Below are 21846 nucleotides of genomic sequence, written 5' to 3' on the forward strand. Positions count from 1 at the left end.
TTGGGTGGCGCCATTTTCTTGGCGAAACGTGGAGTGCAATTCGTGCGAGTTCGGTGGACCCATGCGGCGCTTGCGGCTGTCGCGGTTTTGAATGGCGCCTTCGCGGTACACGCTGAAATCGACGGCGGCGTGCGCAATCAGGCGGGTTGGGAGCCGCTGTTCAACGGCAAGGACCTGACGGGCTGGTACACGTTCCTTCAACAACTCGGCAAGGGCGCCGACCCGGACCAGGTCGTTTCCGTAGAAGACGGCGTTATTCACCTCTACAAGCACGCGCCGCAGGGCGGCAACGTCGTGATGGGTTATATTTCCACGGAGACGGAATTCGAGAACTATCACCTTCGCATCGAGTACAAGTGGGGCGGGAAGACGTTCGAGCCGCGCCTGGCGCTGCCGCGCGACGCCGGAGTCTATTACCACATCGTTGGCGACGACGCAGTCTGGCCGAAATCGCTGCAATATCAAATCCAAGTAGACGACGTGGGCGACTTGATCGCGTTGTACGGTGTCGCGTGCGACACCTGGATCGATCCCGCTACGAAAGCGGACGAGATGGCGACGTTTCTCGATTCTATTGACGGCGGCGAGGCGCGCACGCTCGGCGGCCCGGGTATCGCGTATCAAAAGCGCCGCGGCATGTACGAACTCGAGGGATGGAACACGCTCGAAATCATCTGTCACGGCAGCACTTCGATGCACATTCTCAACGGCAAGCTCGTGAACCGGTGTGAGAATATCCGCTATGCCGATCACGAGTCGGGCGCGCCGCCGCGGCCGTTGAGTAAAGGGCGCATTGCGCTCGAGATCGAAGCAGCGGAACTCTTCTACCGCAACATCGAGATCAAGCGTTTGCCCGCGCCGGGAGAAAAGCCCGCGCCCATCGAAGGGCCGGACGCGACGCTCGCGGTCGGCGCCGCCGCGGCGAACCTTATCGGCGACAACGACATGGTCATGGCGGGCGGCATCGGGCCGTGGAAGCCAAACGGGCAGGAAGGCCAACTGCGCGCGACGGCCTTGGTCGTGAGTAAGGAGCCGTACGGCGCGCTCGCGTTCGTCGGCTGTGACGTCCTGTTCGTAACGCGCGAGGTTGTGGACTCCGCGCTCGCCGAGATTCAGAGCGCAACAGGCATTCCACCGGAACGCGTGCTGGTGAACGCATCGCATACGCACAGCGCGCCGAGCACGATTCGCGTACACGGGTACGGCCCCGAGGAGCGGTTTCGCAAGGCCGTGCGCAACGGCATCGTTGAAGCCGTGAAACGGGCGCACGCAAAACTCGAAGACGGATGCACGTTCAACTATGCGCTAGGCGCGGAATACGGCGTCGGCGAAAACAGCCGGCTGCTATTGGCCGACAATACGATTTTTTGGATTGGACCGCATGAAGACCGCGTGCGCCCGACCGATCCGTTCGATCCGGAGCTGCCGGTGTTCGCGTTTTATGGCCCAGACGCAAAGCTGCGCTCAATCCTGTATAACCACTCGACGCATACGATTGGCACCGTTTCGGGCAGCGTGCGCTCGCCATCGTACTACGGACTCGCGGCACAGCAAATCGAGCAAGAGAATGGGGCGACTGTGTGCTTCCTCGAAGGCGCTTCCGGCTCCACGCACAACTTGTACTTGACGACACCGGTAATGATCGAGCGAATGAAGGCTGCGATCAAAAACACGATCGATAAAGGAGCGCCGCAGCGCATCCCAAAGTTGGGCGCAATTCGGCGTCCTTTCACCTTTAAGGTGCGCACATTCGACGAGCAAGCCGAGGAACAGAAGGTGAGTTCCTACGTGAATAAGCGCGCCCCCGCGGGGGCGGAGTACACGATTGGCGTGTTCCGCACGATGCGCGAAGAAATGCGCGCGCAGCAGGGCGAAGCCCGGGAAACGTACCTGCAGGCGATACGGATTGGCGATGTCGCCGTTGTCGGTGTGCCGGCGGAGTACTTCACGGTGTTGGGAATCGAAATTAAGCGGCGGTCGCCGTTCGCAAACACGGTGGTTGCCGAGTTGAGCAACGATTGGATCGGCTACGTCGGCGACCGAAAGGGCTACGAGCGCGGGGGCTACCAAACGTGGTTCGGCTACCACAGTTATTGCGAGATTGGAACCGGGGAAGCCATTGTGGACGAAGTTGTGCGAATGCTGGACGAGCTGTTCGCAATGTAACGCTCTCGTAGGAATATCGAGAGTCAGTCCGCAGGGGGAAAAAGAAGTAAACATGAAATCTATTGTGCTTGCCGTTTTGATGTGCGTTGCGGCCGCTGCGGGCCATGCTCAAGACAATCCGGCCGATCATCCGGTTGACAAAGTGCGGGCCGCACTGCGCCTGGCCGATTCCTCGTTGACAATCGAGTGTGTGGCGAGCGAGCCGGACGTCATCGACCCCGTCGCTGTGACGTGGGACGAAGACGGACGCATGTACGTTGTCGAGATGCGCGATTACCCGGCCGGGCCAGTGGGTGGAACCATTCGCCGGTTGACTGATGAAAACCAAGACGGACGTTACGAGCACGCTACGGTCTTTGCGGACAACCTGCCGTTTCCGAACTCCGCGCTCGCATACGACGGCGGGCTGCTCGTGACGGCGGCGCCGAACATTTGGTTTCTAAGAGACAATGACGGGGATGGTGTCGCGGACGAGCGGCGTGTCGTGCTCACCGGCTTCGGCGAAGGCAACGAGCAGTTGCGGATCAACGGGCTGTTCTGGGGCTTGGACAATTGGATTTACGCGGCCAATGGCCGTAGCGACGGTGAGGTACGCAAGCCAGACGACGGGCCGGAGACGGCAATTCCGCTTCGGCATCGAGACTTGCGTTTCAAGCCTGACGGCAGCGCGGTCGAAGCGATTGCGGGTTTCAGTCAATTCGGAATCTGTCAGGACGATTGGGGCAATCGCTTTCTCTCGTGGAACACCGTCCCGATCCGTCACGTCGCGATCGAGGAGCGCTACCTCACGCGCAATCCGCATCTTGCCGTTACTTCGACCGAATCCCTCATAGCAGCGAAGGACCTGCGAATCTTCCCGGTTGTCCCGAAGCAGCAACGATTCAACACTGAGGTCATCGACTCGTGGAATGCGAGCTGCGGCCTGACGATTTATCGTGGCGACAAAATGCCCGCTTACGCCGGCAACGCATTTGTGTGCGAATCGGTGACCAGCCTGGTGCACCGTATGGTGCTGGAGCCCAACGGCCCGACCTTCGCGGCGCGGCGCGGCGACGCGGGCGTCGAATTTCTTGCGTCAACCGATCTGTGGTTCAAGGCAGTGAACCTTGCGACGGGACCCGATGGCGCGTTGTACGTGGTGGACTTCGCGCGCGAGTGGACCGAGCACCCTGATTTCGTGCCGGAGGGAATGCGCAGCGCCGTGAACTGGCGCAACGGCGACACGCTGGGACGCATCTGGCGCGTTCGTCCGCGACAGTGGCCGGCGGATGGCTATGTAGTCCAGAAACTTTCGAGCGCGGCGCCGGGCGATCTGGTGCAGATCCTGGATCACGCAAACGCGTGGTACCGCGCACAAGCGCAGCGGTTGTTGGTAACGCGGAAGGATGCATCGACCGTGCCCGCGCTAAAAGAAGTCGTACGTTCCGCATCCACGCCGCAGGGCCGCATCCATGCGCTGTGGACGCTGGAAGGAATGCAGGCGCTTGACGACGCGACCGTGGCCGGGGCGCTGGAAGACCACGACGCGCGCGTGCGCCGCCAGGCCGTATTGCTGGGCGAAACGCGCGCGGCAAACCCAAAGGTCCTTGTCGCGATGGCGAAGTTGTCCGCCGACCCCGATCCCGCGGTTCGGTTCCAACTGGCGGCATCCGCGGGAAGTCTTTCCGCGGATGCGCGCGTGGGGATTTGTCTCGAGATCGCGCAGACTGACGCGGTGGACCCGTGGTTTCGCCTCGCACTGCTTGGCAGTACGAATGCCGAGACCCTGAAGTTCATTCTTGCGCTATTCGAGCGTTCACAAGGCGACATGGATGCGTACGCCTTCGCCAGATTCGAGTTCCTCGGCGCGTTGTGCGAAGTTGTGGGCAAGTCCGGGCACTCGGAAGATATCACGGCGCTGCTGGCGGCGATCGCGCGCCAGCAATTCATCACGGCGGTGCCGGATTTGGCGATGTTCTCCGGCCTCGCGCGGGGACTCTCGCAGTCCAAGAAGCCTTTGCGTCAATGGCTCATCGATCCGCCCGCAGGACTAACGGGAGAGACGATTGCCGCGCTGGGCCGCGTGTTCGCGTCGGCAGATTACGTTGCGCACAAGGACGACGCGCGCGACTTTCTCCGCGCCGCAGCGGTGTACGTGTTGGCGCAGGACCCCGATCCGTCCGGTGTCGAGACCGTAAAGAAGCTGCTGGCCGGTGGCGACAACGACGCCGTGCGGAACGCCGCGCTGGATGCGTTGGTGAACGGCGGGGACCAGGCGGTGGTCGCGTCAATGATCGCGGACTGGCGCAAGCTGACGCGGCCCGCTCAGCGGGCGTTGGTCGCGAGCATGGTACGATCGCCCGACTCCGCAACGGTCCTACTGGACGCCATCGGCGCCGGCACGCCGTCGCCGTTGGAGATCGATCCGGCCGCGCGCGAAACCTTGAAAGCGTATCCGGTCCCCAAGTTAAGAGAGCGCGCGGCATCGCTTTTCGTCAGTTCGACCGCGGGCGCGAAGGCGGACGTGATTAGGACGTATTCCGCGGCGCTCGATCTTGCGGGCGACCGTGCGCGCGGGGCGGGCGTGTTCGCGCTGAATTGTCTGCCGTGCCACACGATTCAAGGCGTTGGCCAGCACGTTGGACCCGATCTGAGCGGCATTGCGAGCAAGACAAAGGAGCAACTGCTGCACTCGATCGTCGATCCGAGCGCGGAGATTTCGCCTGACTACATCAACTACACGATCTCGACCGTGGACTTCGAGATCGTCAACGGCGTGCTCGGCGGCGAGACGGCGTCGAGCATCACGCTGAGACAGGCGGCGGGAATCGAAACGACCGTGCTGCGGGAGAACATCGAGGAGATGACCGTCAGCGATCAGTCGCTGATGCCGCAAGGATTGGAGGCAGCGTTTGACGTGCAGGGTATGGCGGACCTGCTCGAATTCCTGCACCATCCCGACCGGAAAATGTTGGAGGACGCCGCGAGAGCAGCCTTGCCGCCACAGGAGTAAGAGCCATGCGTACCTACTGGGCCGCGATTCTGGCGGTGCTTGCCGCCATGGGCGCAAATGCGCAACGAAACGCGGACGACACGCCGTTACCCCAGGATCCGAAACAACTGATCTATGGCCACGCTCGCGTGGTCCACGCGCCCCCCACGTTCACGCCCCCGCCGGGCCCGCTCCTGTTTCTGGACGAGTACTTCATCGACGCGAGCGAAAACGTCTCGCGCGAAGTTGAGAGTCCCCAGCGTCGGGAATCGATTCCGAACCCCATCGTGACCGGCAAAGAGGATGGGTGTTTTCAGCCGTACATGACAGTCCTGCGCGACGAGGAGAAGGATGTGTTTCGGCTGTGGTACGGGCGGCACACCGATGCCATGGATTCGAACCGTTCGCGCATTGGGTACTTGGAGTCCACAGACGGAATTCGCTGGGAACGCCCGGCGCGCACGCTCAACGATCCCGGGCCAATTCAGTTCGGTGTCGCGGTCGTTGATACCGGCGCGAATGCGCCCGAGTTGACGCGCCGGTACATTTACGCTTGGCATATCGACGGCTGGTTGAGTCTGGCCGGCTCCGCGGACGGCATCGCATGGTCCCCCCTCGATCCCTCGCGGGTGGTCAAACACAGTCATGACATCAACGGTTTGTATTTCGATCCGGTCCGCAACCGCTTCGTCGCTACCATTTCCGTCTATCGACCCGGCTACGATTGGAAGAACAACCGGCGCGTGACCATGCACAGTCTCAGCACGGATTTGAAGTCGTGGTCGGTCCCGCACTACGTCGTGCTGCCGTCTACGGAAGTCGATGACGGCGAGACGCAGTTCTACGCGATGGACGGTTACCTTGCCCGTGGGCGCACCGTGATCGGCATGGTAAAAGTGTTGCGGGACGATTTGAAAGCAGACGATCCGCCGGACCCGCCCGACGCGTACGGTGTCGGGTATACGGCGCTGGCGTGGTCCCACGACGGCGTGCATTGGCTTCGCGACACCGCGCACTTCTTCGATCCGGACCCGCGCAAGGGGGCGTGGGACCACGCACACGCGTGGATCGACGAGCAGGTCCCGGTTGGCGGCGACGTGTATCTCTACTACGGTGGATACGCGCGCGGCCACAAGGTGAACCGATTCGAGGAACGGCAGATCGGGTTGGTGACGATGAAGCGCGACCGGTACGTAGCGCGCGTGGCCGGTAAAACGCCTGGCGTGTTGCGCACGGTTCCATTCACGTTCATTGGCGAATCGCTGTCCATCAACGCCAATGCGAGCGGCGGTGGGATTCGAGTGCGCGTACTCGACGACACGGGAGGGCCCGTTCGCGGGTTTTCATACGAGGATTGCACGCCGATTACGGGCGACTCGCTCGATGCTCCGATTGAATGGAAGGCAAAAGCCGTCGCGTTGCGCGGAAAGTTGATTCGGCTGGAGTTTGCGCTGAAGGACGCGCGCTTATACGCGTTGAACATCGTGGGCGCGGAATAGGGCGCGCGTCGAGGCGGTATCCACTGCGCCTCGTGTACGAAACTCAAAAAGGGGTAACCACGTACCGTCCGGGTTTGTGGCCAGACTCGACCGTAATCCGCCCAAGCGAGGCCAGTGCAAATCGGCGTTCGGGAATTCGGGGACACCCACCGCCGGCGCAGCCGATTTCGTGTTCGTAGCCGGCCTCGCATTCGGCGGCAACAGTCGTTCACATCGAGATCAGAACTCGATCGAAGTATAGAAGTAGACAAAGTCCTGGTCGTCGTCGCTGCGGCCGCCGATGTTGCGCAGGCCATATTCGTCGGTAAACGCAATACCCTCTCCAATTGCGTCGCCGGTGAACCAGTGGGACCAGCCAAGCTCGAATGTGAGGTTGTCGGAGTACGCGTAGGTAACCCAAAGGGACGTCTGCCAGCCGAGGTCTTTCGAGCCGTCCTCAGTCCAGAACGAAAGCGCGGGCGCAACAGGAACCTTCCAGTCACCGAATGTAACGCCAACCGGACTGTCAAACCCTTCGATCAATTCGAGGTACGACAATGTCAGTCCGAGTTCCACGCGTTCACTCGGGTATGCGTTTACGCCGATATAACCTTTCCAGAAGTTCGACATTGCGGTCACGTCGATGAACATGTCTTCGAGCCACGAGGTGAACAGGCGATTGAACGAAACGCTGCTATCCGGACGGTCGAACGGATTGAGCCACTCGAGAAACGAAATGTCCCGGTTGTCCTCGCCGCCGTAATACGCGCCGCCCAGAAACGCGCGGGTGCTCCACGTGAGCGGAGTCGTCCATCCCACTTCGAAGTGCCCGGCCCACGAATCGTATTCGGCGTCATCGTCGCCGTAGAGCTGGTTGGCTGGCTTGAACAGGAACCCGGTGGAATCGGCATCGCCCCACTGGTAGGCCGCCTCCGCTTCCCAGTCGAACCCGCTCCACGTGCCCGCCCCGCGCGCGCCCACGGTGTGCAACTGCGTGGCATCGTAGTCATCCAGATTTGCGGCGTCTTCCAGCCATTCGATTGGCGCGGCGAAATTAGTGTCGTTCAGGCTGCCCGCGTCGCGGAGATACATGTAGTAGGCGTCGAACTGCAGGTTGGACGATACGGGCGCTGTACGCCCGCGAAACGGGCCGTTGCGCATGAATGCGTCGTACATGCCATAGACGACCCGCATGGGGAACAGCATCTGGCGCATGTTCTGGGGCATGATACCCGCGCTGCCGTCACCAATTGCCCACGTGGCGTACATGCCGTAGAAGTCGACGTCTCCATCCTGCTCGCTTGCGCCACGCTCGGCGAGCTTGCTTGCCCACGCGTCGATGCGCATTGTCTCATCTCCGATCGTAAGGCGCATTGCATCGAAGGAGAGGCCGACGAACGGGTCTGGTCCGGAATCGCTTCCCATGAGCCAGCCGGAACCGAACTCCAACTCCTGCCGCCCGATGCGTAATTGCGCAGGAAGGCCGAAGAGTTTGTCGACACTGATATAAGCCTGATGGATATCGATTCCGTCGATCGAGTTCCCGCGGGCGTCGCGGCCAGTCAGGTAGTCGGAACGAAAATCGTCTCCCCATCCTGACACGTTGTCCAGCTCGATGAACGCGGTGACTTCGTTCGTGAAGTCGGCAAGCACGTGGAGTCGTGTGCGCTGCTCCCAATAATCGGCGTTGTGTCCACCGTCACCCGCGCGCAGCCAAGACGCAGTGTTGTATGGGCCTATAGGCCGCGAGGGCAAGAAGAAGTTTGGAATGCGCTCGGCGTTCCCGCTCCGCTCGAACAAGTTCGAATACCACGCGCCGTAGATTTCGATTTTGCCGCCGATCTCGACATTCTGGAGATCGCCGGGCGCCGGCGCAGCGGCGAGAATAAAGATGCCGGCCACCAGTAAATACGTCGGAATTCGCATGTTTCACACCCCCGGTCGTGAAGTGTAGTTATGCAAATGACGGGCGTTTCGTCAAGCACCTTCTTGAACCTACCCTGCTTCGGCGCGCGCCTCGGCCATCCCTCCCGCGGATTCCCGCTCGCGAGTCCACATCAGGAAGCGTTCGATTCGGTCATAGACTTCGATTGCGCCGTCTCCGTTGATAATGCCGTGGCGGCTGGAATCTAGGACGACCAGTTCCTTCTGGTGCGTGCCGATCTGGCTGAATATGTTTTGGCCACTCGACGGCTCGACCAGTGGGTCGCGGAACCCTTGAATGACGAGCGAAGGGACGCAGACGTCTTTCAGCACGCCCTCCATCGCGGACATCGCTTTACCCAGTTCGCGCACGCCGGTGATAGGGTTGCGCGCGTAGTTGATGTGCTTGTTCTCGGGGTGGTTCTCGATGAATTCCCAGCCCTGCCCGCCGCGCAGGCGCGTAATGAGGCTGTTCATCGACACCAGTTGCGAGGCGAAACGCGCCATGTAGTTGCGCAATTGCAGGGGCGCGTTGATGGAAAACACCGCTTTAATCTTGTCTTTCTTGCGCCCCGCCGCCAGTAGGGCAAGCGTGCCGCCCGTGGAGAAGCCGCCAAGCACGATGTAATCGGTCAGGCTCTTGATGATCGCGTAGCCGCGGTTCAGCGATTCGTACCAGTCTTCCCACGGCGTTCGTGCAAGGTCCTCGGGCGACGTGCCGTGCCCGCGCAGCCGCACGCCGTACACCGCGAACCCGTGGTGCGCGAAAAACTCGGCCATTGCGCGGACTTCCAGCGGCGCCGCCATGTAGCCGTGCACGAGCACCATGCCTGCCTTGTATTTCGGCGGCGCAATCAGGAACGGCCGGCCGACGTCCATCGGCCGGCTTTCACCGGGTTTCGCGAAGTTCGCGTAGTCCAGTTCGAAAAGTTCGTTGTCTTCCTTGAGAAAGAGTTCGCGGATTTTTCCGGACAGCACGGGCCTGGGAATTGCCGCGACATTTCGGATGATTCCCGTGAGGATGGAGAGCGGCTCGACCTCGTTTGCGATGACGGTCGTGATTTCGTCCTTGCGCACACTGTGGAAGTCGCCTTGCCCCGTGCGCATCTGGGAGTTGCGCACGTACTCATTTCCCTCTTTGATGAGAATTCCGTCGTTAATGCACAAGTCGAGGAAGTCGGTGAAAATCGGCGCGGAATCTTCGTAGATGATGTCTCGGTATGACTTGTCCAGAAAGTGGTGCAGCCGGTGCTGATTGAGTTGCTTGATCTGGTGTACGGCCAGGAAGATGCGGTTACGATACGCGCGCTCGGTAAACTTGCGGGCACGCTGATAACGAATGAGTGTTCCGAAAATGTGATCGTAGTTTACCGTGGTGTTGCGGTAGATGTCCGCCATGAACCGAATCATCAAACGCCGAGCGGCCTCGTTAAACCCGGATTCCGGGTCTTCTTCCAGCGCGTTCAGATCGGTCTCGATCGATTCGACGAGCAGCTTGCAGTCGGTTTCCTGCAGGTAGTGGCCCACCTCGATGGGATCGCCGAAGGTCACGTCGATGTCGGTGTCCTTCGACAGGACAGTGCCCTCGACGGACAACTCCTCGATGGCGCGTTTGCTGAGGTCTTTCGCGAACGCCCGCGCTACGCGGAGCATCATATTCTCGCGCGCGCGAATCGGAAAATAGGTAACGTTCACAGGCACGACGAAGGTGCGCTTTTGCAGGGCCTGCTCGACATTTTGCAGGCCGAGATGCGAGAGAATCGGCTGGATGGCGGGCTGTTTGTCCGCGCGGTCTTTGAAGCACGCAAGCCGTTGGCGGTAGTACTCCGCGCGCAGCGCGAGCACGGCCGCGCCGGTGTGCGGCGGGCGGCGGATGCCCTTGCTGTAGACCTTAAACTCGCCTTTCGGATCGACTACCTTTTTGTCCTTAATCATCCCGCCTTCGGGAAAGATGATCCACGGGTGCTCGCCCGTGAGCAACGAATTGACGATGATCTTGTCGCGATCGGGATCCTGCGTGGATACGTTCCCCATCGACAACAAATATTGGCCGATCCTGCCGACGAAAAGTTCCGCCGCGGCCAGCGACCAAATCTCCTTGCCGGTGTACTTATGGAGGACATACGGGAGAAGCACGGTTTCGATGCGAGTGAAGTGGTTAACGACATAGATGATCGCCATGTCGTCCTTGATCCCGTCGATGTTATGGACGCGAATGTTGGCCTTGATGAGCTTCGTGGCGATGTCCAAGGCCCATTTGGTGGACTTTAGTGCGATTGCTCCCATCGCGATCCCTTTGTGAGCGACTCCATTGGACGGCGCCGGACTCGCCGGCTAGCGTCGGCACTATAGCCCATTGATGACTCCCCGACAATCTATCGGTATCATGCCGCGAAACCTTGAGCGCCGGGTGGCCTAATTCGATGCTGCGCCCGGCGGCCGTCCTTCACGCGCCGTGTTTTCGATGATATCAGCCGCGGTGTTTGCGCCATCGCTCGCTCGTACGAGTCCCGCCATGCGTTGCGCCGACGATCGGCACGATTCGCTCTCGACGATTTCGCGAACCGCGCCTGCAAGCATTCCGTTCACCGCGTCGCGCAATTCCAATATGCGGCAGAACCCGTGACCCGCAGCGATGCGCGCGTTGATGCGTTGTTCGTTGTGCGTGGGCACGGCGAGCATAGGCACGCCGTGCTGCAGCGCCTGGTACATGCTGCCGTTTCCACCGTGAAAGACGAGGGCACTGCACCGCTTCAGAATCTCCGCGCCGGGCGCGAAATCGGTCATGCGGAAATTCGTGGGCAGATCGCCCAGGGCGCCGCGATCGACTTGTCCGCCTGTGGTAACGATGAAACGGTATGGCAGCTTCGCAAGCGAATCGAGCGCGGCCCGCAACACGACGTCCAGGACGCCGGTCGAGCCCATCGTGAGATAAACGTTTTTCGTCCCGTCGTCCAATTCCGAAAACCAGTCAGGCGCCGGCGCCGGATAGTCGAACAGGATCGGTCCTGTCATGCGCGCGTTGCGCAACACGCCGCTCGTCTCGTACATGCCGGGCAGGTCCGGCGAGAGCAGCGGTACGGACAGGAATAAGTCGACGGCGCGTATTGCGGGTTTGCCGTGTTTCGCGTACACGCCGCGGCGTTTTGCCGCGAGAAACACGGCATCGTAGGCGTCCCAATAAAAGCGCCACATCCGGCGAGAGAGAATGCCGTCGATATAGTAGGCGTTGTATACGTTGACGGCGGGCACGCCGGCGATATACGCGGCGTTGCTCATGGACATCGTTGCGAATCCGGCCACGGCGTCCGGCCGTTCCGCTTTGATGACCTCGACCTGGCTTTCCATGATCTCGCCAACGGGCATCCATTTAGCCGGTGAGCAGACGGCGCCCACGGTCCCGCGAAATCCCGCTGTCGTCATCCTTTCCCAGAGGTAAGAGAAGTTGGGCTCACGCACGGGTACCGTGTTGAAAGCCGCCTTCGCCACAATGTCCATTCGGGAACGATGGTGCGTCGTATTTTCGGCCGCGAACACTACGTCGTGTCCGCGGTCGCGCAGGACACGCGCGACCTCGTAACTCCGGGATACGTGCGCGAGAACCTGAGAGAGCGGGAAGAAGACGAACTTCATGGGTTTAGGCGCTGGGACAGCAGCCAGTTTACGTGGCTTGGGCGCGAATACGTCATGTAAAAGATTTGATGGTCCGCGCCGGGAATTTCGACGTACTCGACGGTGCCACCCAATTCCCTGATCGCATCCACCAAATCACGGGATGTCTGGACGGGCGTCGCCGGGTCCGCGTCGCCGTGGGCGATGAAGATCGGAATGTCGGTCAACATGGGTGCATACTCCACGTCGACCGAACCGGCAATGGCGAACAAACCCGCGAAGATGTCCGGCGTGTCGATGACGTAATGCATCGCCCGGATGCTGCCGGTCGACGCACCCGCAACGTAGATGCGCTCCGGGTCTACGCTGTAGTCCTGCTTGAGTTGCTCAAGGACCGCGTTGAATATCGCGTTTCCGTCCTCTATGGAAATGAAATAGGGTAGCTGCGGAAGCGCGACAAGGCAGGGGTACAGTTCGGGGTGCGAATCGAGAGCGAGCCCGATTCCGTCCCGGTACGGCGCGGCGCCATCCGTCCCCGCTTGAAACAGGCCGTGCCAATAGAGAATCAGGGGGGTTGGCGTCGCAGGGTCGTAATTGTCCGGTACGTATACGATGTACCAAGGCTTCTCTCCTCCGACTTGTATCTGGTATCGATACAGGCGGTGCGCGAAGTTTCCTGCCGTGACGGGGTCACGCCGGGGGCAGCCCAGGTTCATGCCGGCGAGGATTAGGACAGCGATTGCGGCTGCGGCTGCGCGAGACCCGCGCCGTCGCGTATTACCTGGCTGCATCGCTTGACACTACGATTCGATGCGCAGCGCACCCGAGGGGCACCGATGGACCGTGTCGCGGATCGCGTCCTCGGCGGCCTGGGTATTGTCGATGACGATTTTGTCGTTCTCCTCGCGGAATACTTTGGGTAGCAGCGTGCAGCAATCGCCGCTGTGGATGCAGGTATCCTCGTCCCACGTAACTTTGAGCATGGTTCACACCTCCACTGGGAAGTAGTATTCCCGGCGGTGGTTCGCAATGCAACCGCCACGCGCCAGTTTGTTGGAAATCCGCCGCCCCCCATGTATACTTCCGCCGTATCAATGGCGCAGCACGTGGACCCGCCTTTCGCGCTAGGAGCCTTCAGCGCCGCCACGTGGGCTTTCCGGGATGTGGAGCGTAATGCATACGCATGGGTTTTAGCGCGTACGACCCCGAGGGGTTCTATGACGAGATGTTCGAGGCGCCGGGCGAGCCCCGCCCCGGGGCACAGGTGCTCGTCGAGAAGATCAATTTGCTCGGCACCGATTTGTTGCGCGAACGCCAACACGCCGCGGAGCGAACGCTCTTTGAAATGGGCATCACATTCAACGTCTACGGCGACAACGCGGGCACGGAGCGAATCTTCCCGTTTGACATCATCCCTCGCATCGTCAGGGCCGGCGAATGGGAGCGCATCGAGAAGGGCCTGAAGCAGCGCATTTTCGCCCTGAACAAGTTTATCGACGACGTATATCACGACGGCGCAATCTTGCGCGATGGCGTGATTCCGGAGCACGTGATCAAATCGGCCTCGTCGTTTCGTTCGCAGTGCATCGGACTGAACCCGCGGCGCGGCGTGTGGTGCCACATCACCGGCACGGACCTCGTACGCGACCGCGACGGCACCGTGTACGTGTTGGAAGACAATCTCCGCTGCCCTTCCGGCGTGTCGTACGTGCTCGAAAACCGCGACGTAATGAAGCAGACGTTTCCGCTCGTGTTCGAGGCGTTGCTGGTGCGTCCGGTGGTCGATTACCCGATGCGCCTGTTGGACATGCTGATCTCGCTGGTGCCCGAAGGCGTGGCGCGCCCGAAAGTCGTCGTGCTGACCCCCGGCATCTACAATTCCGCCTACTTCGAGCATTCGTTTCTTGCGCAGCAGATGGGCGTCGAACTCGTTGAAGGGCGCGACCTGCTGGTGAAAGACGGCTACGTGGTCATGCGCACCACGAAGGGGTTCGAGCGCGTGGACGTCATCTACCGCCGGATCGACGACGATTTCCTCGACCCGATGGCGTTCCGGCCGGATTCGATGCTCGGGGTGCCGGGTATTCTGGACGTGTACAAAGCGGGCCGGGTGGCGCTTGCAAATGCGCCGGGAACCGGTGTGGCGGACGACAAGGTCATCTATGCGTACGTGCCGAAGATCATTAAGTATTATCTAAACGAGGACCCGATCATTCCCAACGTGCCGACTTTTGTCTGTTGGGACGACAAGGAGCGGGACCATGTCCTCGCCAATCTCGACAAACTGGTCGTAAAAGCCGCCAACGAATCCGGCGGATACGGGATGCTGGTCGGGCCGCACGCGTCCGCCGAGGACCGCGCCAAGTTTGCCGATTTGATCAAGGCTAACCCGCGGAATTACATCGCGCAGCCCACGCTGTCGCTGTCTCGCGTGCCGACGATCGTCGACGACCATTTCGAAGGCCGTCACGTGGACCTGCGCCCGTACATTTTGTACGGCGAGGACATCTACGTGCTGCCGGGCGGGCTCACGCGCGTGGCGCTCAAGAAGGGATCGCTGGTGGTGAATTCGTCGCAGGGCGGTGGCAGCAAAGACACGTGGGTGGTCGAGGAGCAGTAGCCGTATGTTGAGCCGAGTTGCCGATTCGATCTACTGGATGAACCGATACATCGAGCGCGCGGACAATGTCGCGCGGTTCGTCGACGTCAATTACCATCTGCACCTCGACCTGCCGTCGATGAACGGTGAGCAGTGGGAAGCGCCGATTCAGACGACCGGTGACTACGACGCGTTCGTCGGGCGGTTGGGCAAACCGACGCGCGAAACGGCGCTCCGCTTCCTGGCCTTCGATACCCTGAACCCAAACTCGATCCTCTCGTGCCTTAGCGCTGCGCGCGAGAACGCGCGGACGATTCGCGAGATTATTCCGTCGGAAATCTGGGAGCACGTCAACACGTTCTACATCATGGTACGTGAAGCCGTGCAAATGCGTTCGTTCTTCGATTCGCCGCACGAATTTCTCGAACAAGTCAAGAGCGAAAGCCACCTGTTCACCGGCATTACCGAAAACTGCATGCCGCACGGGGAAGCCTGGCACTTCGCGCGTCTTGGCCGGTTCATCGAGCGGGCGGACAAGACGCTGCGCATTCTGGACGTCAAGACCTTTCTCGCGTTGCCGTCCCGGGTCGACGTAGGCGACGCCTTCGATTCCATCCAGTGGTCCGCGCTGCTGCGTTCGGTGAGCGCGTTCGAGGCCTACCGCAAACGCCACGGCAGCATCGAGCCCGACCGCGTTGCGCAGTTTCTCGTGCTCGACCGCGAGTTTCCGCGCGCCGTGCTTTATTGCGTGCATGCCGCGGAAGACTCGCTCCACGCCATCTCACACACGCCGGAGGACTCCTTCAGCAACAGGGCGGAACAACGCATCGGCCAACTCGCTTCGGAACTGGCGTACGCCGATATTCAATCCATTGTCACCGAAGGATTGCACGAGTATCTCGACGATTTGCAGCTCAAGCTCAACAAGGTAGGCGACGCGATCTTCGATACGTACTTTGCGCTGCATCCCGTGGAACCGGTGCGCAGGTAATTCGGCATCACGATACCGAGGGGCGCGCACGCTTCCTGCTTCACGCTGCTCGTAATCGCACCCGATTCTCCGCGATAATCGGGCCATATGAAAGAACTGCTCGAACTTCGTGGTATTGTCACCGTCCTCAATACGCCATTCCTTAGTGACGACACGTTGGACCTCGATGGGGTCCGTCGAAACGTAGCCTACGCGATCGATGCAGGCGTGGCGGGTTTTCTCGTTCCGGCGATGGCGTCCGAGGTAGGCAAGCTTTCCGCGCACGAGCGGTTGGCCGTTGTCGACTGCGTGGTAACGACCACGTCGGGACGGGTGCCGGTCATCGGCGGCGCATCCGCGCCCTGTCAGTCCGATCGGCTCGCGGCGGCGCGCGACCTAATCGGATTGGGCTGTGCGGGCATATTGGTCAGCATTCCGTACGAAAGCGATGAATCCTACCGCCGCGACGTGCACGGGTTGGCGGAGTTGCAGCCCAACTTTCTTATGCTGCAAGACTGGGATTTCACCGGAAGCGGACTTCCTCTTCCCTTGATTGTCCAATTGTTCGACGAGGTAGAGTCGTTTCGGTGCCTTAAGATAGAGACTGCTAATGCCGGCGCAAAGTACACAAATGTGCTGAATGCAACGGCGGGGCGCCTGCACGTTTCCGGCGGGTGGGCAGTGACGCAGATGATCGAAGGACTCGACCGCGGCGTACACGCGTTCATGCCCACGGGATTGCACCGCGCGTATGCGCGCATATTCTCGCAATACGCTGAGGATGACCGCAGCGGCGCAGTCGCCTTGTTTCATCGGCTCTGCCCGATTCTCGCTTTCTCGAACCAACATCTCGACATCTCGATTCACTTCTTCAAACGCCTATTGCACACGCAGGGCATCTACGCGACAGCGCGCGTGCGGAATCCGATTACGCCCTTCGACGCCTATCAGGAGCGCCGAGCGGCAGAACTCATCGCGCTGGCAGTCGAAATAGAAAACGACCTTCGCGCTGTCATCGGGTAGCCTCGACACGCCTCAGTTGCCGACGCGACGGGTCGGCAACTTCTGCACAGTTCCATCCTTCTGGGAAAGTATTGCCGATTACCTGTCGATGTCGATGGAAAAATTTGCCGATTTTTCTTGCTTCATCTAAAGCATTCTGCTAGCATAGGGCAAGATATGCCACTATGCCTGTGAATACCACTATATATTGTGCGATGAAGCGAATTGGCGAGTCGGCACGGTTCGTGCCTTGCTGGCAGTGGGAATCTCGGCACGGAGTTCAGGGGACATGAGCGGACCTAACACCGGTAATCCGGCGAGCGGTGGCTCATCGCCGGTTCCTCGTTTCATCGACCAAGACGAGATAGACGCAGCCTTGGCGCAGGCGCAGTCGGTGACCAAGTCAGCCCCACCGCCCGGCAACGTGAAGCTTAGGCCCGAGGACGTCCCTGCCCCGCCACCGTTCGTGCCCGGAAATGACCTCGGCCTCTTGTCCCAGAACGAGATCGACGCGGTACTGCATGGTCAAAAGTCGGGATCGCAATCCTCGACGCAGCCGCCGCAGGAATCCCAGGCTGTTGACCAGTCGGAGATCGACCGGCTTTTGGCAGCAGCCGAAGCGGACCCGACAAACTTCGCTGCCGCCGAACAGGCATTGCGAAAAGTCGAACAGGCCGATATCGACGCCTTGGCCGCGTCGGGCAACGCAGCGGATGCGTTGGGCGACGACACCCCGCTGGCGGGTATGGACCAGAACAATGCCACTCTGACTCAATCGGAATTGGACAAGCTGATTTCCGGTGGCGAACCGGAACAGCAATTGGGCGGCGGCGAACTGGACGCCGTGCTGTCGCCCATCGAACCGGTCGATCCGTCTGAGGCGGCAATTAGCGTGGATGCCGCGCCCGTAACGCTGGGGCAAGCCGAGCTGGAGGCCCTGCTTGCTGCGCACCCGATGGAGCGGGCCGAACCCGTCGCGCCACTACCCATCGCGACGCGGACGGATGAAGACGACCCCGTCGAACGTGCGGCGCGCGAGAACGCGCAGGCGAACGTTGGCCTTGAGAACCTTGCCGCCGCCGTGCCGGACCCGACGGCAGGCGAACAGCCGCTCGCGCAAGACTTGATCGATTCGCTCTTGGCGCAGGCTGCGCAGGCCGCGGCGACGCCGGAAGCGCCACCCAAGGCCGCATCGGCCCCGCAAGGCGTGGACCTGAAACAAGGCGAGGCCGAGGCCGTCGCGCTTTCGGACGACGATTTTGCCGATTTAGGCATCTCGATGCCGACTCCGCAAGTGTCGCTCGTCAGTGAGCCGGCCGACGAGGCGCGGGAGCCGGCAGAAGACGCCTCTCCCGTCGTGCAACGGCGGCTCAATCGCGATGCAAAGTTCCCCGCGAAGGTCGCGGCGTCCATCGCGGCCGCGCTTGTGGTGGGAACGGGTACCTTTGCGTACTTATGGTCACAGCGGGCCACTCCGGAAACACTCGAAAAACCGGCCGCCGAAGTGGAACACCGCGACCTGGAAGAAGTTATTGCAGTCGCGCGCGAGTTGATGGGAAAGGGGGAATACGTGAGCGCGATGCGGGAGCTGGGCGCGGCAATCCGCCATGCGGAACCGGGTCTGCTGCTGAACGAAGCGCGCTTCTTGCACGTCGAGGCCGGCTATCGATCGTTGCCGCCAAAGCCAAAAGCGGTCGATATCGAGACGGTGCTGAAGAACATCGAGGACGTCATCGCGCTCGCGCCAAAGTACTCCCGCAACCCGGAGGCGCTCGAGTGGAAGGCGGAGTTGTACGAACGAACCGGCGCCATCACCACGGCGCGGGACACGTATGAGCGCATCCTGACAAACTATCCCACCACACCAAACCGGGACCACACGCTTCTGCAGCTCGCGCGGCTCGCGTTTCAATTGAATTACTTCGATGACGCTGAGAAGGCCTTGACGAGCATCGTTCAGGATTTTCCCGATTCGCCGCACAAGAGCGAAGCGCAGATGATGCTCGCGAAGTGCTACGAGTCCACGGGCCGCGTGGCCGACGCAATCGCGACGTATGCGACGGTAGCGGCGGAGCGGACGGAATCGCGTGTCGGCGCGGAAGCGGCACTTGCGCTTTCGCGAATTGCCGATGCGTCGGGCGACACGCCAGGCGCGATCCGGGCGCTCGAGAACCGGCTGCAAACGTCGACAACAGTGGACGGCAATGACGCCGTGTACGTGGAGCTCGCAAAGGCCTACCGCAAGGCCGGCAAACCGGCTGACGCCGTGCGCGTGGCGCGTGAGTTGCTCAATTTCTTTCCTGATAGTTCGCGCGTGCCTGAGGCTGTTGTCGAGCTGACCAAGGCCATGGACGAGAGCGGCGATTCCCGGCAGGCGATTGACCTGGCGCAACAGGCGGCGGAGCGTTTCGACAAGAACGCGGCCGTCGCAAAGAACCGCGCGCTGATGCTGAGCAAGACGAACGATACGCGGGCCGCGGCCGAAGCGCTGGTGAAGGCCGACGAACTGGGCGCGAACGATCCCGAGGTCTTGCTCGACGCCGGCCGGAAGTATTCGGAACTTGCGGAAAAAGAAAAAGCGCTGGAAGTATTCAACAAGGTCATCGAGAAATATCCGGACACTGAGCAGGCAGTCGAGGCAGGCGTCGCATTGGGCCGCGAGCAGTATGCGGCCGGCGATATCGCGGGCGCGATCGATCGGCTTATGGCGCTGACCGAAGCGCCCAATGCGTCCAGCAAGCAACTCGCCATTCAGTCCGCCCTCGGCGATATCTATACGGACCTCGGCCTGAAGAAGCGTGCGACCGCCGCGTACGAACAGGTCGCCTCGCTCGCAACCGATCCGGAAACGCTCGCGCACGCGGCGACTGTGTTGCTCGAAAATGGGGCGATCGGTTCCGCGCTTCCCGTGATTCGTAAAGTGGACACGGCACGGTTGCCGTCAAAAGCCGGTTTCGATTTTCTCATGGCGCAAGGCCGCGCCATGCTTGACCTCGACGCGGTGGCGGCGCTCGACAAGATGCAACAGGCGTTCGAGCTGTATCCCGTCGAGCGGACACCCGAAGACTTCGAGTACCTCGTGCGGGCCTGCCTCGAAACCGGCAAGACGGCGCACGCGCGCATCCTCGTGAGCGATTTCGACACCTACGTCGAGAAACACCCGGAAGAACGAGAGCGATTGCAGCGAACCGCCGCGCTGTGGGGCGACGCATTGTTTAACGCGGGCGATTACCGCGGAGCGTTGGACGCGTACGCGCTCGCAGTCCCACCGGCGCCGGAACCCGCGCAGGACGACGAGGAACCCGCCGGCGAGGCGACCGCGCCGTCGGGCGATGCGCTTTGGGCCACGTTTCAGCGTGCGAACGCGATGCTGAAACTGGACGATTACGCGAGCAGCATTCCCATCCTGGACGAGCTCGCGTCGGGCGATACGCCTTACGCGGAGGATGCGCGTATCAAGGCGGAGTATGCGCGGCTCGAACAACGCTTGCGCGGCGGCGGCGCCGTGATCGCCGAGGGCGGGTAGATGACGGGCATCGTCGAGCGCATCAGCGACTATTTCGCGCGGCAAATCGCACTTTACAAGCAAATGCTCGCGGAACAGGACCAAATTCTCGCGCTGCTGAACGCGGGCGAATTGGAGGACGCCGAGAAGCTCGCGTCCGCCCATGCGCGCGAAAGCGCCGCCCTCGAACAGGAGTTTCACGCGCTGCTGCGCGAATGGAATTCGAAGTTGCACGGCGCGGAAGAGTATGCGCCGGTCCGCGCGCTCGCCGCGGAGGCGGCGCGCCTCGCCGGGCGCCTCGAGGAATTCGTAACCGTCGCAGCGGGTAACGCGCGCGAACGGCGCGAGGCCGTAAAACGCGAGTGGGAGGCGATCCGGCGCGGACAAAACGTAATCGACCGGTACAGGACCATCGACCCCAGTGAATTCGATCGCATCGACAAACGCGCCTAGCGCGCAAGGATTGACGCCGTTTGGGCAGGACGCGGACATCCGCGCCCTCGCGGACGCGTTCGAAATCTTCACACGCACGACGCAGACGATGGAAGAGTCCTATCGCCGGCTCGAAGCGCGCCTCCAAGAGCTCGATCGCGAACTGGAATCGAAGAACCGCGAACTCGCAATCACGACCGACTACCTTAGTTCGATCATGGAAAGCATGTCCGACGGCGTCATTGCGGTTGACACGCTGGGAATCGTGACCACGTTCAACACCGCGGCGAGTCGCGTGCTCGGCTACGATGCGCGCGACGCCGTCGGCCAGCCGTTTATCGACGTGTTTGGGCGCGAGTTTGCCGTGCCGTCCGGCCGGCACGGGCGGGAATTGCGCGCGGAGGACGGACGCGCGGTGCGGGTCAGCGAATGCGATTCGCCGCTGTTCGATCGATCGCTACGGCGCATCGGCACAGTAAAGGTTTTTCAGGACCAAACCGAGATCGAATCCCTGCGCACACGGCTACAACATCAGGATCGCCTTGCGGCGATTGGACAGATGGCGGCGACGGTCGCGCACGAAATTCGCAATCCGCTCGGGGGCATTCGCGGGTTTGCCGCGTTGCTTGCGCGCGATATTGTCGACGAGGATCCCCGCGCGCGGCTCGTCGAGAAAATCCTTGCTGGCGCAAAGGCACTCGAACGCGTCGTCACCGATCTGCTCGAGTTTACGCGGCCGCTGCAACTCCGGCGGCAATCGGTTCCGCTGCGCGAATTGGTCACGTCCGCGCTCAGCTATGTGGACCGTGGCGCACGGACTCTATCGATCGAGAATGCGGTAAGTGGGTCTGTGCATGTTGCCGGCGACCCCGACAAGCTGAGGCAGGTGCTGCTGAATTTGCTGTTGAACGCCGTGCAAAGCATCCAGCAGGACGGTCAGATTCGGATTGAATCTGCGCTGGTGGATGGATGGATCGAACTGCGCGTAATCGACGACGGGTGTGGCATGACGCCGCGGCAATTGGAACAGATATTTTCGCCGTTCTTCACGACGAAGGAAAAAGGCACAGGACTTGGGCTGGCAATCGCGTTGAAAATCGTCGAGGCACATGGAGGTCGTGTAGCGGCGACGAGCGCGCCGGGCGCGGGGTCCACCTTTACTATCGCGTTACCGCGGGCGGAGTGAAT

At 61.3% G+C, this 21846-nt stretch carries 14 protein-coding genes; 9 read left to right on the forward strand and 5 right to left on the reverse strand.

Annotated features, from left to right (window positions below; translation table 11 throughout):
• Positions 1-87 precede the first annotated feature (87 nt).
• Genes HUU46_14495 through HUU46_14505 form a run of 3 tightly spaced genes read left to right on the forward strand, consistent with a single transcriptional unit; the run spans position 88 to position 6636 of the window.
• On the forward strand, positions 88-2166 hold the full coding sequence (locus tag HUU46_14495) for a DUF1080 domain-containing protein (protein ID NUM54852.1): 2079 nt from the start codon (positions 88-90) through the stop codon (positions 2164-2166).
• A gap of 52 nt (positions 2167-2218) precedes the next feature.
• Positions 2219-5158: a c-type cytochrome gene (locus tag HUU46_14500; GenBank protein ID NUM54853.1), complete on the forward strand. Its 2940-nt coding sequence runs from the start codon at positions 2219-2221 to the stop codon at positions 5156-5158.
• A gap of 5 nt (positions 5159-5163) precedes the next feature.
• The gene (locus HUU46_14505; protein NUM54854.1) at positions 5164-6636 is read left to right on the forward strand and encodes a hypothetical protein; all 1473 of its coding nucleotides are present in this window, start codon (positions 5164-5166) and stop codon (positions 6634-6636) included.
• Positions 6637-6855: 219 nt separating this feature from the next.
• Here HUU46_14505 and HUU46_14510 read toward each other — a convergent pair whose 3' ends face one another.
• The 5 genes from HUU46_14510 to HUU46_14530 all read right to left on the reverse strand — a co-directional run bounded on the left by HUU46_14510 (position 6856) and on the right by HUU46_14530 (position 13133).
• A complete protein-coding gene (locus tag HUU46_14510; GenBank protein NUM54855.1) occupies positions 6856-8541 on the reverse strand; it encodes an alginate export family protein in 1686 nt (561 codons plus the stop codon).
• A gap of 69 nt (positions 8542-8610) precedes the next feature.
• Complete coding sequence (locus tag HUU46_14515) at positions 8611-10824, reverse strand: alpha/beta fold hydrolase (GenBank protein ID NUM54856.1); 2214 nt, start codon at positions 10822-10824, stop codon at positions 8611-8613.
• A 129-nt stretch (positions 10825-10953) separates the two neighbouring features.
• Complete coding sequence (locus tag HUU46_14520) at positions 10954-12171, reverse strand: hypothetical protein (GenBank protein NUM54857.1); 1218 nt, start codon at positions 12169-12171, stop codon at positions 10954-10956.
• Positions 12168-12941, reverse strand: a complete 774-nt coding sequence (locus tag HUU46_14525) for a prolyl oligopeptidase family serine peptidase (protein ID NUM54858.1) — start codon at positions 12939-12941, stop codon at positions 12168-12170. The genes HUU46_14520 and HUU46_14525 overlap by 4 nt, the downstream gene beginning before the upstream one ends.
• Positions 12942-12950: 9 nt before the next feature.
• Positions 12951-13133 (reverse strand): (4Fe-4S)-binding protein, encoded by a 183-nt coding sequence (locus HUU46_14530; protein ID NUM54859.1) that lies wholly within the window; start codon positions 13131-13133, stop codon positions 12951-12953.
• Positions 13134-13333: 200 nt separating this feature from the next.
• Between HUU46_14530 and HUU46_14535 the strand changes: the two genes are divergently transcribed.
• From HUU46_14535 to HUU46_14560, 6 genes are all read left to right on the forward strand, one after another.
• Positions 13334-14770 (forward strand): circularly permuted type 2 ATP-grasp protein, encoded by a 1437-nt coding sequence (locus HUU46_14535; protein NUM54860.1) that lies wholly within the window; start codon positions 13334-13336, stop codon positions 14768-14770.
• A 4-nt stretch (positions 14771-14774) separates the two neighbouring features.
• On the forward strand, positions 14775-15740 hold the full coding sequence (locus HUU46_14540; GenBank protein NUM54861.1) for an alpha-E domain-containing protein: 966 nt from the start codon (positions 14775-14777) through the stop codon (positions 15738-15740).
• A gap of 87 nt (positions 15741-15827) precedes the next feature.
• Positions 15828-16742, forward strand: coding sequence for a dihydrodipicolinate synthase family protein (locus HUU46_14545; protein ID NUM54862.1), 915 nt, complete (start codon positions 15828-15830; stop codon positions 16740-16742).
• 268 nt (positions 16743-17010) lie between these two features.
• Positions 17011-20247 carry a tetratricopeptide repeat protein gene (locus tag HUU46_14550; protein ID NUM54863.1) on the forward strand — a complete coding sequence of 1079 codons (3237 nt, stop codon included), beginning with the start codon at positions 17011-17013 and terminating at the stop codon, positions 20245-20247.
• Complete coding sequence (locus HUU46_14555) at positions 20248-20679, forward strand: hypothetical protein (GenBank protein ID NUM54864.1); 432 nt, start codon at positions 20248-20250, stop codon at positions 20677-20679.
• Positions 20648-21844 (forward strand): PAS domain S-box protein, encoded by a 1197-nt coding sequence (locus HUU46_14560; protein NUM54865.1) that lies wholly within the window; start codon positions 20648-20650, stop codon positions 21842-21844. The genes HUU46_14555 and HUU46_14560 overlap by 32 nt, the downstream gene beginning before the upstream one ends.
• Positions 21845-21846: the final 2 nt, after the last annotated feature.

Source organism: Candidatus Hydrogenedentota bacterium (assembly GCA_013359265.1).
In the GTDB taxonomy this organism is placed as follows: Bacteria; Hydrogenedentota; Hydrogenedentia; order Hydrogenedentales; family SLHB01; genus JABWCD01.

What these genes read in the sequence shown, in the direction of transcription:
- HUU46_14500 (NUM54853.1), top strand. Translation starts at nt 2,219, where the DNA reads ATGAAATCTATTGTGCTTGCCGTTTTGATGTGCGTTGCGGCCGCTGCG.
- HUU46_14505 (NUM54854.1), top strand. Translation starts at nt 5,164, where the DNA reads ATGCGTACCTACTGGGCCGCGATTCTGGCGGTGCTTGCCGCCATGGGC.
- HUU46_14510 (NUM54855.1), bottom strand. Translation starts at nt 8,541, where the DNA reads ATGCGAATTCCGACGTATTTACTGGTGGCCGGCATCTTTATTCTCGCC.
- HUU46_14515 (NUM54856.1), bottom strand. Translation starts at nt 10,824, where the DNA reads ATGGGAGCAATCGCACTAAAGTCCACCAAATGGGCCTTGGACATCGCC.
- HUU46_14520 (NUM54857.1), bottom strand. Translation starts at nt 12,171, where the DNA reads ATGAAGTTCGTCTTCTTCCCGCTCTCTCAGGTTCTCGCGCACGTATCC.
- HUU46_14525 (NUM54858.1), bottom strand. Translation starts at nt 12,941, where the DNA reads ATGCAGCCAGGTAATACGCGACGGCGCGGGTCTCGCGCAGCCGCAGCC.
- HUU46_14530 (NUM54859.1), bottom strand. Translation starts at nt 13,133, where the DNA reads ATGCTCAAAGTTACGTGGGACGAGGATACCTGCATCCACAGCGGCGAT.
- HUU46_14535 (NUM54860.1), top strand. Translation starts at nt 13,334, where the DNA reads ATGGGTTTTAGCGCGTACGACCCCGAGGGGTTCTATGACGAGATGTTC.
- HUU46_14540 (NUM54861.1), top strand. Translation starts at nt 14,775, where the DNA reads ATGTTGAGCCGAGTTGCCGATTCGATCTACTGGATGAACCGATACATC.
- HUU46_14545 (NUM54862.1), top strand. Translation starts at nt 15,828, where the DNA reads ATGAAAGAACTGCTCGAACTTCGTGGTATTGTCACCGTCCTCAATACG.
- HUU46_14550 (NUM54863.1), top strand. Translation starts at nt 17,011, where the DNA reads ATGAGCGGACCTAACACCGGTAATCCGGCGAGCGGTGGCTCATCGCCG.
- HUU46_14555 (NUM54864.1), top strand. Translation starts at nt 20,248, where the DNA reads ATGACGGGCATCGTCGAGCGCATCAGCGACTATTTCGCGCGGCAAATC.